This window comes from Bradyrhizobium algeriense, from assembly GCF_036924595.1.
Lineage (GTDB): Bacteria > Pseudomonadota > Alphaproteobacteria > Rhizobiales > Xanthobacteraceae > Bradyrhizobium > Bradyrhizobium algeriense.
Genome location: NZ_JAZHRV010000001.1, coordinates 5381490 through 5395664, shown reverse-complemented (window position 1 = coordinate 5395664; position 14175 = coordinate 5381490). Strand labels below are relative to the sequence as shown.

The 14175-nt window shown below is 62.9% G+C and carries 14 protein-coding genes; 7 read left to right on the top strand and 7 right to left on the bottom strand.

Annotated elements, in window-relative coordinates; translation table 11 throughout:
* Window positions 1-45: 45 nt before the first annotated feature.
* From V1286_RS26065 to V1286_RS39025, 5 genes are all read left to right on the top strand, one after another.
* Entirely contained in the window at window positions 46-2118 is a 2073-nt protein-coding gene (locus V1286_RS26065) for a cytochrome c1 (protein WP_334484395.1), read from the top strand.
* A 251-nt stretch (window positions 2119-2369) separates the two neighbouring features.
* Complete coding sequence (locus V1286_RS26060; protein WP_334484393.1) at window positions 2370-3044, top strand: dienelactone hydrolase family protein; 675 nt, start codon at window positions 2370-2372, stop codon at window positions 3042-3044.
* Window positions 3045-3164: 120 nt separating this feature from the next.
* A complete protein-coding gene (locus V1286_RS26055) occupies window positions 3165-4064 on the top strand; it encodes an NAD-dependent epimerase/dehydratase family protein (RefSeq protein ID WP_334484392.1) in 900 nt (299 codons plus the stop codon).
* A gap of 87 nt (window positions 4065-4151) precedes the next feature.
* Window positions 4152-4379, top strand: a complete 228-nt coding sequence (locus V1286_RS26050) for a hypothetical protein (RefSeq protein WP_334484390.1) — start codon at window positions 4152-4154, stop codon at window positions 4377-4379.
* Complete coding sequence (locus V1286_RS39025) at window positions 4367-4666, top strand: type II toxin-antitoxin system RelE/ParE family toxin (RefSeq protein ID WP_417021280.1); 300 nt, start codon at window positions 4367-4369, stop codon at window positions 4664-4666. The genes V1286_RS26050 and V1286_RS39025 overlap by 13 nt, the downstream gene beginning before the upstream one ends.
* Window positions 4667-4676: 10 nt before the next feature.
* On the opposite strand, the gene V1286_RS26040 is transcribed toward V1286_RS39025, so the two are convergent.
* Window positions 4677-5681 (bottom strand): VOC family protein, encoded by a 1005-nt coding sequence (locus V1286_RS26040; RefSeq protein ID WP_334484386.1) that lies wholly within the window; start codon window positions 5679-5681, stop codon window positions 4677-4679.
* Between the two features lie 327 nt (window positions 5682-6008).
* On the opposite strand from V1286_RS26040, the gene V1286_RS26035 reads away from it, so the two are divergent.
* Complete coding sequence (locus V1286_RS26035) at window positions 6009-8171, top strand: anthranilate synthase component I (RefSeq protein ID WP_334484384.1); 2163 nt, start codon at window positions 6009-6011, stop codon at window positions 8169-8171.
* A gap of 16 nt (window positions 8172-8187) precedes the next feature.
* Entirely contained in the window at window positions 8188-8727 is a 540-nt protein-coding gene (locus V1286_RS26030) for an adenine phosphoribosyltransferase (RefSeq protein WP_334484382.1), read from the top strand.
* Between the two features lie 187 nt (window positions 8728-8914).
* Here V1286_RS26030 and V1286_RS26025 read toward each other — a convergent pair whose 3' ends face one another.
* From V1286_RS26025 to V1286_RS26000, 6 genes are all read right to left on the bottom strand, one after another.
* Window positions 8915-9247 carry a GIY-YIG nuclease family protein gene (locus V1286_RS26025; RefSeq protein ID WP_334484380.1) on the bottom strand — a complete coding sequence of 111 codons (333 nt, stop codon included), beginning with the start codon at window positions 9245-9247 and terminating at the stop codon, window positions 8915-8917.
* Between the two features lie 97 nt (window positions 9248-9344).
* Window positions 9345-10013 carry a P-loop NTPase family protein gene (locus V1286_RS26020; protein WP_334484378.1) on the bottom strand — a complete coding sequence of 223 codons (669 nt, stop codon included), beginning with the start codon at window positions 10011-10013 and terminating at the stop codon, window positions 9345-9347.
* Between the two features lie 60 nt (window positions 10014-10073).
* Entirely contained in the window at window positions 10074-10826 is a 753-nt protein-coding gene (locus tag V1286_RS26015) for a P-loop NTPase family protein (protein WP_108518437.1), read from the bottom strand.
* Window positions 10827-10994: 168 nt separating this feature from the next.
* Window positions 10995-12188, bottom strand: a complete 1194-nt coding sequence (locus V1286_RS26010; protein WP_334484375.1) for a M48 family metallopeptidase — start codon at window positions 12186-12188, stop codon at window positions 10995-10997.
* Between the two features lie 30 nt (window positions 12189-12218).
* Window positions 12219-12779: a LemA family protein gene (locus V1286_RS26005; protein ID WP_108518441.1), complete on the bottom strand. Its 561-nt coding sequence runs from the start codon at window positions 12777-12779 to the stop codon at window positions 12219-12221.
* Window positions 12780-13039: 260 nt separating this feature from the next.
* Complete coding sequence (locus tag V1286_RS26000; protein WP_334484372.1) at window positions 13040-14008, bottom strand: small ribosomal subunit Rsm22 family protein; 969 nt, start codon at window positions 14006-14008, stop codon at window positions 13040-13042.
* Between the last annotated feature and the right edge of the window lie 167 nt (window positions 14009-14175).

Here is a 14175-nt window from a genome sequence, read left to right as displayed (position 1 = left end):
GACCCTTAATCCGTCGCGTCGTTTTACTTCCTCAGGATCGCATCAATGAGCGGACCATCCGATTTCCAGCCGACCAATCCCGCCTTGAAGTGGATCGAACGGCGCCTCCCGATCATGGGACTCATGCACTCCTCGTTCGTGGCGTATCCGACGCCGCGTAACCTGAACTACTGGTGGACCTTCGGCGCCATCCTATCGATGATGCTGGGCGTGCAGATCCTGACCGGCGTGATCCTGGCGATGCACTACACGCCGCATGCCGACCTCGCGTTCAAATCGGTCGAGCTGATCGTCCGCGACGTCAACTACGGCTGGCTGCTGCGCAACATCCACGCCAGCGGCGCCTCGATGTTCTTCTTCGCGGTCTACATCCACATGTTCCGCGGCCTCTATTACGGGTCGTACAAGGAGCCGCGCGAGGTGCTGTGGATCCTCGGCGTCATCATCTATCTGCTGATGATGGCGACCGGCTTCATGGGCTACGTGCTGCCGTGGGGCCAGATGAGCTTCTGGGGCGCCACCGTCATCACCAATTTGTTCTCGGCCGTGCCCTATTTCGGCGAGAGCATCGTGACGCTGCTGTGGGGCGGCTATGCCGTCGGCAATCCGACGCTGAACCGCTTCTTCTCGCTGCATTACCTGCTGCCGTTCGTGATCGCCGGCGTCGTCGTCCTGCACATCTGGGCGCTGCATGTTGCGGGCCAGAACAATCCGGCCGGCGTCGAGGCGAAGACTGAAAAGGACACGGTGCCTTTCACGCCTTACGCGACGATCAAGGATGCGTTCGGCGTCTCCTGCTTCATGCTGTTCTTCGCTTGGTTCATCTTCTACATGCCGAACTATCTCGGCGACGCCGAGAACTACATTCCGGCCAATCCCGCTGTAACGCCTGCGCATATCGTGCCGGAATGGTACTATCTGCCGTTCTACGCCATCTTGCGCTCGATTCCGAACAAGCTCGCCGGCGTCATTGCAATGTTCGGTGCGATCATCATCCTGGCGTTCCTGCCCTGGCTCGACAGCGCGAAAACGCGTTCGTCGAAGTACCGCCCGCTGGCCAAGCAGTTCTTCTGGATGTTCGTCGTGGTCTGCATCGGGCTTGGCTATCTCGGCGCCCAGCCGCCGGAAGGCATCTACGTCATCGTGGGCCGCATCCTGACCATCGCTTACTTCGCCTACTTCCTGATCCTGTTGCCACTGCTCTCCCGGATCGAGAAGCCGCGTCCGGTGCCTAACTCGATCGCCGACGACGTGCTCGCGAAGTCGGGCGGCAAGGCTGCGTCGATGGTGTCGAGCGTGATTGCCCTGATGGTCGCCGGCGGCTTGCTGTTGGGCGGTGCCGAGAGCGCCCGCGCTGCCGAAGGTAGTACCAAGCCGCCAGCGCAGAACTGGTCGTTCGCCGGCCCCGTCGGCAAGTTCGATCGCGGCGCATTGCAGCGCGGCCTGAAGGTCTACAAGGAAGTCTGTTCGTCCTGCCACGGCCTGTCCTTTGTCGCATTCCGAAACCTCGCCGAATCCGGCGGTCCCGGTTATTCGGTGGCCCAGGCCCAGGCGTTCGCCTCCGAATACAAGGTCAAGGACGGCCCCAACGATCAGGGCGATATGTTCGAACGGCCGGGCCGGCCTGCCGATTATTTCCCGTCGCCGTTCCCGAACGAGCAGGCGGCGCGTGCAGCCAACGGCGGCGCCTTTCCGCCCGACCTGTCGCTGATCACCAAGGCGCGTTCCTACGGCCGTGGCTTCCCGATGTTCCTGATCGACTTCTTCACCCAGTATCAGGAGCAGGGCCCGGACTATGTGGCTGCGCTGCTGCAGGGCTATGAGGACAAGCCGCCGGCCGGCGTCACGCTGCCCGAAGGCTCCTACTACAACAAATATTTCCCCGGCCACGCCATCAAGATGCCGAAGCCGCTGAACGACGGCCAGGTCACCTTTGACGATGGCTCGCCGGCAACGGTTGCCCAATACTCGAAGGATGTCACCACGTTCCTGATGTGGGCCGCGGAGCCGCACATGGAGGCGCGCAAGGCGCTCGGCCTGCAGGTGTTCGTGTTCCTGATCCTGCTCACCGTGCTGCTGTACTTCACCAAGAAGAAGGTCTGGGCCAACGCCCACTGATCAAGGTGCACGCGATTTCGGAAAAGCCCCCGCGGGGGCTTTTTTGTTGCCCTGACCTGACCCATAGCGTTTTCGAGAGAAGCGGGTACCAGTTCGCGTGAAGAAAACGCGTCAAAACAAGAATCTAGAGCTTCGGTTCTGATTCAATCAGAACCGATAATGCTCTAGACGCACGGATCGGGCGATTGCTTCCGGAACGCACTGCGGACAAAATGCCGGTCAATCATCCAGAAATCAGCGCGGAGGAACCCATGGGTACCAGCATCACTTTCAAGCGGCCGGACGGCAAGGATGCCAGTGGCTATCTCGCCAATGCCGCGCGCGGCAATGCGCCGGGCGTGGTCGTGATCCAGGAATGGTGGGGCCTGCAGGACCAGATCAAGGGCCTGTGCGACCGCTTCGCGGTAGCGGGCTTCGATGCGCTGGCGCCCGATCTCTACAAGGGCACGGTGGTTCCGTATCACGACACGGATGCGGCCGGCAAAGAGATGAACTCGCTGGATTTCATGGACGCCACCACGCAGACCGTGCGGGGCGCCGCGCAATATCTGTCGCGCAACGGCGCCAAGGTCGGGTTGACCGGCTTCTGCCTCGGCGGCGCGGTGACCATCATCGGCGCCACCAAAATTCCGGAGCTGGCGGCCGGCGTGGTGTTCTACGGCATTCCGCCGGAGCAGGCCGCAAAGCCCGCGGACGTGAAGATCCCGCTGCAGGCCCATTTCGCCAACAAGGACGACTGGTGCACGCCGCAGGTGATCGATGCCTTCGAGCAGGGCATGAAGGCCGCCGGCAAGTCGCTCGAGCTGTTCCGCTATGACGCCGAGCACGCCTTCGTCAACGAGCAGCGGCAAACCGTGCATGACCGGCAGGCCGCGGAACTGGCCTGGGGCAGGGCGACGGAGTTTTTCAGGAAGCATCTCGGGTGAGGTGCGCGTCGCAATCGGTCTTATGTCCTAGATGCACCGGCCATCGCCGGCTTCATCGCGACGGTCGGGTTCTGGGTGTGCTGACAAATCGCCGCGCGGCATGACCGCTGAGGAATGGAAATGAAAATCTTCTGCACGGGCGCATCGGGCTATATCGGCGGATCGGTTGCGGCGCATCTCATTGCTGCCGGACATCACGTGACCGGATTGGTTCGCTCGCCTGAAAAGGCGGAAGCGGTTCGCGCGCGGGGTATCCAGCCAGTGCTAGGAGCGCTCGATGACGGAGAAACTCTGGCGCAAGCGGCGCAGGCTGCCGACATCGTCGTCAATGCGGCGAGCGCCGATCACAGGGGCGCGGTCGAAAGCCTGCTCGGCGCGCTTGCTGGTAGCGGCAAGCCATTCATACATACATCGGGATCGAGCATCGTCGGCACGCGCGCCAGGGGCGAGCGGTCGGATGCGATCTTCGACGAAGACGCGCCGATCGCACCATCGCCTGCGCGCGTGGCGCGGGTCGCGCTGAACGAGTTCATCCTCTCGCACCGCGACAAAGACTGCCGCCCGGTCATCATCTGCCCGAGCCTGATCTACGGCGTTGGCCTTGGCGCCGGACCTGACAGCGTGCAGGTGCCGCTGCTGATCAGGCTGGCCAAAAAGCGCGGCAACGCGGCGCACGCCGGACCTGGCGAGAACATCTGGTCGAACGTGCATATCGACGATCTCGTAACGCTCTACGCGCTTGCGATCGATAAGGCGCCGGCGGGCGCGTTCTATTTCGCCGAGAACGGCGAGAATTCGATGCGCGAAGCCTGCGAGGCGATCAACCGCATGCTGGGTTTTGCAGGCCCGCCAACGGCGATGTCGATGGCCGAAGCAGCCGCCGAATGGGGCGAAGGCACGACAGAGGATACGATGGCGTCCAACAGCCGCGTGCGGGCCAAGCACGCGCGCCAGCTCGGCTGGCAGCCGAAGGCGCGCGGATTGATCGAAGAGATCGAGCAGGGGTGTTACCGGGAGTAGGTGCGTATAGGCTGCTTCGGCGCGATCAGGCCGTGAGGTGAGGGGCCACATCTCGCATTTTATTTGGAGTTGCGTTAGACTGCTTCAATGACCAAGGTCCTCGAAGACGCCATCGAAAAGGTGCGAAAGCTTCCCGAAGATCGGCAAGCCTATGCGGCGGAATTGCTCGAACAAATTGTTGCCGCCGGCAGCGATCCGTTTGTCGTGCCGGAAGCGCATCGCGCGGCGGTGCTCGAAGGTCTGAGGCAGGCCCAGCGCGGCGAGTTTGTCAGTGAAGACGAAATGTCCGCACTTTGGGAGAAGTGTGGCCTGTGAGACTACGGTACGCGCCGCGTGCCCGCGCTGACATCGCCGAAATCCACGAATACATTTCGCAGCACAGTCCACGCGCGGCCTCTTCCGTCGTCAATCAAATACGCACCACAAGTCGGCTGCTTGCGGAGCATCCCGGACTTGGACGGGAGACGGATATTTCCGGCGTGCGTGTGTTTCCAACGGCTCGCTATTCGTTCCTTGTCGACCACCACATTCGCGGTGATGAATTGGTGATCGTCCATGTCCGGCATGGTCGCCGTGATGCGCCGCGGGCGAATGAATTCTAAAGTTTGCCTTTCATTGTCCGTCCTCGCGTACCCCGTCCCACCACGCACACGTTCCCGACATCAGCTTGTAGTTGCCTTCCATCACCTGCACCGGCGCGCGCAGGCCTGAAGCCGCCGCGCGCAGGCGCATCGCGCGTGCGACCTCGCGGTCTTCGGGCGGCAGCCAGACGCGCTCGTGGCCCCACAGGCTCGGGCCGTCATGCATCTCGACCGGCTGCCATGTCGCAGGATCGATCTCGCGGCCGCCCCAGCCGCATTCGATCATGAAGGCCGACGGCGTCCTGGCGTAGAACGAGGTCATGAAATCGTTGGTGTGCCGGCCGAGCGTGACGCCGACGCGGTCTTCTTGCGTCAGTGCGATGTCGTAGCACTGTCCGACATCGTCGAGCGAGAACAGCTCCACCATCAGATGGTGCATGCCGTTCCTGCCAGTCTCGATCAGCGCGAGGCTGTGATGCCGCGCGTTGACATGGAAGAAGTAAGCGCGGAACGGTTTTTCGATGTAGTCGGAAAGCCCGAAGCCGAGCACGTCGACATAGAACGCCCTCACCGGGGCGATATTTTCGACCGTCAACACGGCGTGTCCAAGCCCGAGCGGGCCGGTGCGGAATCCCGAAATCGAGCGCCCCGGCAAGAAGGGCGTATCGTCGATCTCGGCGCCGTAAAAGGCCTCCAGCCGGTTGCCGGCCGGATCGCGAAACGAAATCAGGCTGCGGACGCGCCTGGCATCGGCCAGCGTCTGCGGTTCGGTGGTGACTGACACGCCGGCTTTTTCCAGCCGTGCCGCCAGCGCGTCCAGCGCGGCGCTGTCGGCGACCTCCCAGCCGAAGAAGCGCGTCCCTTCGCCCATCGCGCGGTCGATCACGATGCGTTGCTTGCGGTCGTCCATCCGGAACGCCAGCAGGGAATTGCCGCGCTCGACCGCCTGCAGCCCCACCAATCCGGTCCCGAACTGGCGCCAGTCGTCCAGCGCATCCGAGCCGAACCCGGCATATCCCAGACCCAGCAATGCCATCGCCAGGCTCCCTTGTTTGCAATCTTTGCGCGTTGAAAGCGCGGCTGCTTGCTCAAATCCTACGCAAGTTTTCGCCTTTCCGACACCCAAAGATCGGGCCGGGATGAGGGCATCCCGGCCGGCCCCTCCCTTGACATCATCACCGGCGGATGGTGTTTAGGGCCCATGAACACCGTTATCAGCCCATCCCGTCTTTGGTGGCGCACCTCTTAAAGAGGTGGCCGGTGCGATTTCATTTTTCAATCGTCGAAGGTCGCCATCGCAGTGCGACGGTCCCTTCGTTTGTCCTGTGTGGCGCTCCCTCCCGAAGTTTCGTAAGAGGATCACATGAACAGGACAGCCTTCTCTCTGCCCGAGCACAGCGAGTACCGGACCAGCGGCGGCCTCGCGATTTCGCGCGCCGTCGAGCAGTTCACCGGCAACGCCAAGCGCCTCGACGACCTGATCGAATTGCTCGACCGCCGCCGCGGTGTGGTGCTGTCCTCCGGCACCACGGTGCCCGGCCGCTATGAGAGTTTCGACCTCGGCTTTGCCGATCCGCCGCTGGTGCTGGAAACCGCTGGCTCCAATTTCTCGCTCTCTGCGCTGAATGCGCGGGGCGAAGTGCTGATCGCGTTTCTGGGCGACGTGCTGCGCGAGCCCTGCGTGGTCATCTCTGAAAAAAGCCCGACGCGGCTGGCCGGCCATATCATTCGCGGCGCCGCACCGGTCGAGGAAGACCAGCGCACCCGCCGCGCCAGCGTGATGTCGCTGGTGCGCGATCTCGTCGCCGCCTTGTCAGCCAATGACGACCCGCTGCTCGGCCTGTTCGGCGCCTTCGCCTACGATCTCGTATTCCAGATCGAAGACCTCGTGCAAAAGCGTGCGCGCGAGAGCGACCAGCGCGACATCGTGCTGTATGTGCCGGATCGCCTGCTGGCCTATGACCGCGCCACCGGCCGCGGCGTGGTGCTGAGCTACGATTTTTCCTGGAAAGGAAAATCCACCAAGGGTCTGCCGCGCGACACCGCCGAGAGCGTTTACGCCAGGACGCCGCGGCAGGGCTTTGCCGATCACGCGCCTGGCGAATATCAGGCCACCGTCGAGGTCGCGCGCGCGGCGTTCGCACGTGGCGACCTGTTCGAGGCGGTGCCGGGGCAGCTCTTCGCCGAGTCCTGCGAGCGCTCGCCGGCCGAAGTGTTCCAGCGGCTTTGTCGTATCAACCCGTCGCCCTACGGCGCGCTGATGAATCTCGGCGATGGCGAATTTCTGGTGTCGGCCTCGCCGGAAATGTTCGTCCGCTCCGACGGCAGGCGAGTCGAGACCTGCCCGATCTCGGGCACGATTGCGCGCGGCGTCGATGCGATCGGTGATGCCGAGCAGATCAGGCAATTGTTGAACTCCGAGAAGGACGAGTTCGAACTCAATATGTGCACCGACGTCGACCGCAACGACAAGGCGCGGGTGTGCGTGCCCGGCACGATCAAGGTGCTGGCGCGGCGGCAGATCGAGACCTATTCAAAGCTGTTCCATACCGTCGATCATGTCGAAGGCATGATGCGCCCGGGCTTCGATGCGCTGGATGCGTTCCTGACCCATGCCTGGGCGGTCACCGTGACCGGCGCACCGAAATTGTGGGCCATGCAGTTCGTCGAGGACAATGAGCGGTCGTCGCGGCGCTGGTATGCCGGCGCGATCGGTGCGGTGAATTTCGACGGCAGCATCAATACCGGGCTCACCATCCGCACCATCCGCATGAAGGATGGTCTCGCTGAAGTGCGCGTCGGCGCCACCTGCCTCTTTGATTCAGACCCCGCGGCGGAAGACCGCGAGTGCCAGGTCAAGGCGGCGGCGCTGTTCCAGGCGCTGCGCGGCGATGCGCCAAAACCGCTGTCGGCATTTGCGCCTGATGCCACCGGCTCGGGCCGCAAGGTGCTGTTGATCGACCACGACGACAGTTTCGTGCATATGCTGGCAGATTATTTCCGCCAGGTCGGCGCCAGCGTTACCGTGGTCCGGCATGTGCATGCCCAGGAGATGCTGAAGAAGAACTGGGATTTGCTGGTGCTGTCGCCCGGGCCGGGACGTCCTGAGGACTTTGGGATTTCGAAAACCATTGGCACGGCGCTCGACCGAAAACTGCCGATCTTCGGCGTCTGCCTCGGCGTGCAGGCGATCGGCGAATATTTCGGCGGCCAGCTCGGCCAGCTCACCCATCCCGCGCACGGGCGGCCGTCGCGGGTTCAGGTGCGTGGCGGACGGCTGATGCATAACCTGCCCAATGAAATCGTGATCGGCCGCTATCATTCGCTCTATGTCGAGCGCGACAGCGTGCCCGAGGTTCTCGAGGTCACCGCGACCACCGAGGACGGCGTCGCGATGGCGATCGAACACAAGACCCTGCCGGTCGGCGGCGTGCAGTTTCATCCGGAATCGCTGATGTCGCTCGGCGGCGAAGTGGGATTGCGTATCGTTGAGAACGCGTTTCGTCTGAGCGTACCCGTCAATTGAGGCTTGCGAGATACCGATGACATTCGATCATGATCTGAAAGCTACCGTCCGCACCATTCCGGATTACCCGAAAAAGGGCATCCTGTTTCGCGATATCACGACGCTGTTGGCGGATGCGCGCGCCTTCCGCCGCGCGGTCGACGAACTGGTGCAGCCCTGGGCCGGTTTGAAGATCGACAAGGTCGCCGGCATCGAGGCGAGGGGATTCATTCTCGGCGGCGCGGTGGCGCATCAGGTCTCCGCCGGCTTCGTGCCGATCCGCAAGAAAGGCAAGCTGCCGCACACCACGGTGCGAATTGCCTACTCACTGGAATACGGCCTCGATGAAATGGAAATGCATGCCGATGCGATCCTGCCCGGCGAGCGCGTGATCCTGGTCGACGATCTCATCGCTACCGGCGGCACCGCGGAAGGTGCGGTGAAGCTGCTGCGCCAGATCGGCGCCAACGTGGTCGCGGCCTGCTTCATCATCGATCTGCCCGATCTCGGCGGCGCCGCCAAATTGCGCGCGATGGAAGTGCCGGTGCGTACGCTGATGGCGTTCGAGGGGCATTGAGCGGTTACGCGTTTTATCCTCCCCTGGAGGGGGAGGATCGACGCGCGCAAGGCGCGCGGCGAGGTGGGGTGACGGTCTCTCTACGTCCGACAGTGTGCGAGTGGAGAGACCGTCACCCCACCTCGTCTCACATTGCGCTGCGCTCAATGCGAGCCGACCCGCCCCCTCAAGGGGCGGGTAAGCAAGGTCACACCGCCTCGGCGCCGAGCTGCGACCGCCAGTGCAGCGCGCGCTCCTTCAGCAGCGCATCGCGGATGTAGGACGTCTCTTCCTCTTCCAGCCGTTCGCATTCCCAAAACGTCAGGCTGTCAGGCCCATGCGCGGTCCAGGCCGCCTGCAGGGTGCGGCAGGTGTGGCTGCCCTGGCGCAGCGTGAACCAGATCCGGTTCTGGATCTTCTCCAGATTGGGCGTCTGGCCGACCCATGCCTGGTGCGAGGCCTCGCAGCGGATGACGAAAACCCCTGCGAAGGTTTTCCGCTCCTTGTAGGCGGCGATCACCGCCTTTCTGTCTGATGTCACGGGATGGCCTCGCCAGTTGCGGTCAGGCGGAGGCGATACCAGACGAGGCGGACTACGTCAATATTATCCGGGTAATATTATCAACCTTGTGGATGCTTCACGACCGTTCTGAAAGCAGGCTGAACTCAAGCTCGCGAAAGCTGGTGTAGTTCCTGCGGATCCACTGGTGCAGCTCGGTCGATGAATCCCGTTCGTTGCGCAAATAGTCGGTGAAGGAAAAGGTCAGCCGGTCGACATAGGTCTTCAGGAACGAGGGCAGGGCCGTTATTCGCAGCACCCGCCCCAAGCCCATCATCTCGGGCAGTTCGCCGCGAACCACATACTCGTTGTCGATCGTAATCAACGCTTTCAGCGGGATCTGCTCCCGTAACGCCGAATAGGCGCGCGCGGAAACACGGTCGGTATCGGCCACGAACAGGATGATCGGCGCGACGCTGCGCCGCGCGGCCTCTTTCAGGAAACCGATCTCGTTGGTCATCTTGAAGAACTCGTCGAACGCATGAAAGCCGAGGTCGACCACCTTGGCGATGCCGTCATGGACGATCAGGCGGTCCATGAGCTGCATCTTGCCAAAGGTGTCCATGACGTCGGCCGTCTCGGTCAGGCGCGGCAGATATTCGAGCAGCGACGGTTCCTTCAGGTTGATGTCGAAGGAGGACACCGCGCCGTCTTTCAGCAGCAGGAACTCGCTCAGGAGCCGCGCGAGCAGCGTCTTGCCGACCAGCGGCCGGGGCGAGCAGATGATGTAAACAGGCGTGGAGCTCATCACCCGCTATATCAAAGGAATCCTTCGCCTATTCCAGCCCCCATCGCGGCGGGTGCGCGACTATTTTTCACCGCCGCGCACGCCAGGCTTGGCGCCGACCAGATCGGTCAACTTGATGCGGTCGAACTCGCTCCAAACGTTGGCGAGCCAGTGCCGGACATAGCCGCGCAGCACGAACGAATAGTTCGCGGCTTCGTCTTCCTTGCCCTTGTTGGCGACGAATTTGAGGAACGGCACTGAGGAGACCTCGACCTGCTCATAGGCCATTTCATTGAGCTTGGGGATGACGAGATCGGTGGCGTCCTTGATGCGGTGAAAGTAGGAGTTGTAGGTGGACTGGTCCCACTGGAAGAACTGGGTGTCATTGATGAAGTTCTTCACCAGGAAGTATTTGGCGCCCTGCATGAAACCCGCGGTCTCGGCGATTTCGTCCAGCGAGGCGATCGAGGGACCCAGGATGTGGAACACGGCGAAGGTGATCTGACCCGCCTTTGCCGCATCGAGAAAGCCGATGTCGCGCAGCGAGGCCAGCGCCGGCGACAGCAGTCCGGCGCGGACGTCGATCACGGTGACGGACGGGCTGGCCGCGTTCAGCGTATCGAAAATCTTCATCTGATCCGACGTCGTCGTCATGTCGACGATCTCGGTGATCTCGGGGTGGAAGCGCTTCAGAGTGCCGCGCGGCGATTCGGTGTCGAATGCCCGAGTCGGCACGTTGTTGGCGCTGAAGTAATCCAGGAGCGTACGCGACACGGTCGTCTTGCCGACCCCGCCCTTGTCCGCGCCCACCACAATCACGACTGGCTTTGCCATGGAATTCCCTTGAACAACGTCCCCGATCGCGGGAGCGATCGGTAGGCCCCATTCCCTGCTTTGGGCGCGAACATGGCAGAAACAAGGGAGAATTCAATTCCTTAGACGGCCATTGCCATTATTCATACGGGAATTTCGTTAATCCGGGGGCGGCGACAGGGCGGCTGCTTAGCGGTGCGGGCCCCAAGGGCCCTCTGATGGGCCGGGACGCGTGCCCGGAACACCGGCGGGCTCGCTGGGATCGCTCCACGGGCCGCGGGGAACCGGCGGTTGGAGTTGCCCGGTGGCCGATTCCTCCGGCTCGTCCGATTCGTCCGCCGTATCGGACGGCAAGGCGAGCGGGCCGGGATCATGACCGCCGGCAAACTGCACCAGCGCCTTGACGCGGTTGTCGACCGACGGATGGGTCGCGAACAGGTCGGCAAATCCCTCGCGCGGATTGTCGACGCAGAGCTCCATGACCGCAGACGTTGCGCCGGGCAGCTCGCCGCGGTTCTCGATCTTGCGCAGCGCCGTGATCATGGCGTCGGGATTCTTGGTCAGTTCGACCGAGCCGGCGTCGGCCAGCAATTCGCGCGACCGCGACAGCGCCAGCTTGACGACTTGCGACAACAGCCAGGCCAGCAGGATCAGCGCCACAGCAATGATGATCGCGATGATCGCGCCGCCGCCGCCCTTGCTGTCGCGGTCGGATGATGACGACGAGGAGGAAGAAGAAGAGGACGATGAAGACCAGCCGCTACCGGAGGAGTTCCACGACAGGTTGGTGAACATGCGAAAGAACAATTCGCCGAAAAAGCCCACCACGCCGGCGATAATCACGGCGACCACCATCAATTGCACGTCGCCGTTGCGGATATGCGTGAGCTCGTGGCCGAGCACGGCCTCGATCTCCTGATCGTTGAGCGCCTGCAGAAGGCCCGACGTCACCGTGATCGAATATTGCCGCCGGTTGAGGCCGCTGGCGAACGCGTTCAGCGCCGGGCTGTCCATCACCTTCAGCTTCGGCATCGGGATGCCGCGCGAGATGCAGAGATTTTCCAGGAGATTATAGAGCCGTGGCTGCTGCTGCCGCGTCACGCTCTCGCCGCCGGTCACGGCGTCGATCATGTTCTGGTGGAAGAAATAGGCGATGACGATCCAGAGCGCGGCGGCAAGGGTGGCGTAGGGGAAGGCCGCGATCAGGTCGCGCCGGGCTTGTATCAGGTAGAAGTCGACCGATTTGTTGCTGTACAGCAGCACCTCGGCGACCAGCGCGCCGGCAAAGACGATGACATAAATCAGGAGAAACAGCCCGGCGAGCAGCAGTATCGAACGAATCTTGTTCGACGAGATATGCGTGTAGAGACCGTACGCGGCCATGATGGGCTGCTCTGCCGGATGTTTGAAGCGTCAGAACTTCACGGTCGGCACGGCCTCGACTTCGGTGCGGCTGGCGCCGAGATCGAAGAATTCCTTGCGGGTAAAGCCGAACATGCCGGCGAACAGCGCCGCGGGAAGCTGCTGGATGCCAGTGTTGTATTCCTGGACCGCGTTGTTGAAGAAACGCCGGCTGGCCGCGATCTTGTTTTCGAGGTCGGACAGTTCGCTCGCAAGCTGCTGGAAATTGGCGTTGGCCTTGAGGTCCGGATAGGCCTCCGACAGCGCGATCAGGCGCCCGAGCGCGCCGCTGAGCTGGTTTTCGGCGGCGGACACCTGCGCCGGCCCCTGCGCCGACATCGCCGAATTGCGCGCCTTGATGACGTCGTCGAGCGTGCCGCGCTCGTGGCTGGCGTAGCCCTTCACGGTCTCCACGAGGTTCGGGATCAGATCGTGGCGCTGCTTGAGCTGCACGTCGATGTCGGCAAAGGCCTGGCTGACGCGCTGGCTGAGCGCGACCAGGCGGTTATACGCAGCGAAGGCAAACAGCACGATGATGACGATGACGCCGAGAACGATCCAGCCGGTCGACATGACGGACAACTCCTGTGGGACGAAAAGACAGGGAAACTAGACGAAAAACCGGGCAGGCGGCAGCCCACCCACGATTTGGGGCATGGCTTTAGTCGGAAGTGGGGCGGGATAAGTTCAAGGCCAACGCTCCGCGGTCATTCCGGGGCGATGCAAAGCATCGAACTCTGGTGCGCAATTGCGCACCTGAGAATCTCGAGATTCCCCGATGCGCAATTGCGCATCTGAGGTCTGGTCCTTCGGACCATCCCGGAATGACCGGATCAATTGACAGCATCGCCCCACCGCCAACGGCGGGCGGCGGCGTAATCCGCTTTGGCGCGGCGAGGCACTTTTGTGAGGACGAGACCTTCTGGAGTGCAGAGCTTCGCTGCTATTTCGACCTTGGTGACCGCGGGTTGCGCCAGCACGCGGGAAGGCCGTGTTTCAACCAGTTCACGCGTCAGCGCGACATAGGCGAATTTTTCGTCCTCGAACGGCAGCTCCGCGCCCTTGACCTGCTTGTGCGCGCGCGAGCGCTGCAGGCGCTGGGTGAAATGGCACCAGTCGGGCGTTTGAAGCGGGCATCTGCCGTCATGCGGGCAAGGCGCGGCGACATGCGCGCCCAACGCGATCAAGTGCTCACGCAGCGCGATGATCCGGGCATAGCCGGCAGGCGTGCCGGGTTCGACGACGAGCAGCGTGTCGTGGGTCTTTGCCCACATCAGTTCGGCGAGCGCGCGCTGTTCGGTATCACTGATTTCGCCGATCATGTAGCTCGCCATGACAAGGTCGGCGGCATCCGCTTTGGCGAGCGCGGCCCGGGCTTCGCCGCGCTCGTAGCTGAGGTCACGCAGGCGAAAGCTGTCGCTGACGAGGTCGAGCGCCAGCGCACGCAACGCGTCGTTCGCATCCAGCAGCGTGAAGTCCCTCAGCGACGGAAAGGCTTCGGTCGCCGCCCAGGTGGCCGTTCCCGGCCCGGCGCCGATATCGAGCAGGCTATTCGGGGCAAAATCCGGCCTGATCTCGACCAGCGCGTTCAGGCTCGCGATGACCGCGGCATAGGTCGCGGGCATTCGCGCCAGTGCGTAGGCAAGCGCATCGGCCTCGGAGCGGATGGCGCCGGAGTTGCCGCCGCCGCGGTAGGTTTTCGAGATTGATGCTGCGCGGCCGGCGGCGTCGCTGCGCGAAAAACCGCGCAGCTTGCCGTCGAGCGCGGCCTTCAGTTCGGCGGGGAGGTCGGGTGAGGTCATCTCGTGTTCTTTCCCTCTCCCCTTGTGGGAGAGGGTGGCACGGACGCGCGGAAGCGCGTTCGTGTCGGGTGAGGGGTATCTCTCCGCGAGTTGTGTCTTCGTGGAGAGATACCCCTCATCCGGCGCTTCGCGCCACCTTCTCCCACAAGGGGAGAAGGGAAGAAAGA

What these genes read in the sequence shown, in the direction of transcription:
- V1286_RS26005 (WP_108518441.1), bottom strand. Translation starts at nt 12,779, where the DNA reads ATGTCGACCGGCTGGATCGTTCTCGGCGTCATCGTCATCATCGTGCTG.
- V1286_RS26050 (WP_334484390.1), top strand. Translation starts at nt 4,152, where the DNA reads ATGACCAAGGTCCTCGAAGACGCCATCGAAAAGGTGCGAAAGCTTCCC.
- V1286_RS26035 (WP_334484384.1), top strand. Translation starts at nt 6,009, where the DNA reads ATGAACAGGACAGCCTTCTCTCTGCCCGAGCACAGCGAGTACCGGACC.
- V1286_RS26040 (WP_334484386.1), bottom strand. Translation starts at nt 5,681, where the DNA reads ATGGCATTGCTGGGTCTGGGATATGCCGGGTTCGGCTCGGATGCGCTG.
- V1286_RS26055 (WP_334484392.1), top strand. Translation starts at nt 3,165, where the DNA reads ATGAAAATCTTCTGCACGGGCGCATCGGGCTATATCGGCGGATCGGTT.
- V1286_RS26065 (WP_334484395.1), top strand. Translation starts at nt 46, where the DNA reads ATGAGCGGACCATCCGATTTCCAGCCGACCAATCCCGCCTTGAAGTGG.
- V1286_RS26015 (WP_108518437.1), bottom strand. Translation starts at nt 10,826, where the DNA reads ATGGCAAAGCCAGTCGTGATTGTGGTGGGCGCGGACAAGGGCGGGGTC.
- V1286_RS26010 (WP_334484375.1), bottom strand. Translation starts at nt 12,188, where the DNA reads ATGGCCGCGTACGGTCTCTACACGCATATCTCGTCGAACAAGATTCGT.
- V1286_RS26030 (WP_334484382.1), top strand. Translation starts at nt 8,188, where the DNA reads ATGACATTCGATCATGATCTGAAAGCTACCGTCCGCACCATTCCGGAT.
- V1286_RS26020 (WP_334484378.1), bottom strand. Translation starts at nt 10,013, where the DNA reads ATGAGCTCCACGCCTGTTTACATCATCTGCTCGCCCCGGCCGCTGGTC.
- V1286_RS26060 (WP_334484393.1), top strand. Translation starts at nt 2,370, where the DNA reads ATGGGTACCAGCATCACTTTCAAGCGGCCGGACGGCAAGGATGCCAGT.
- V1286_RS26000 (WP_334484372.1), bottom strand. Translation starts at nt 14,008, where the DNA reads ATGACCTCACCCGACCTCCCCGCCGAACTGAAGGCCGCGCTCGACGGC.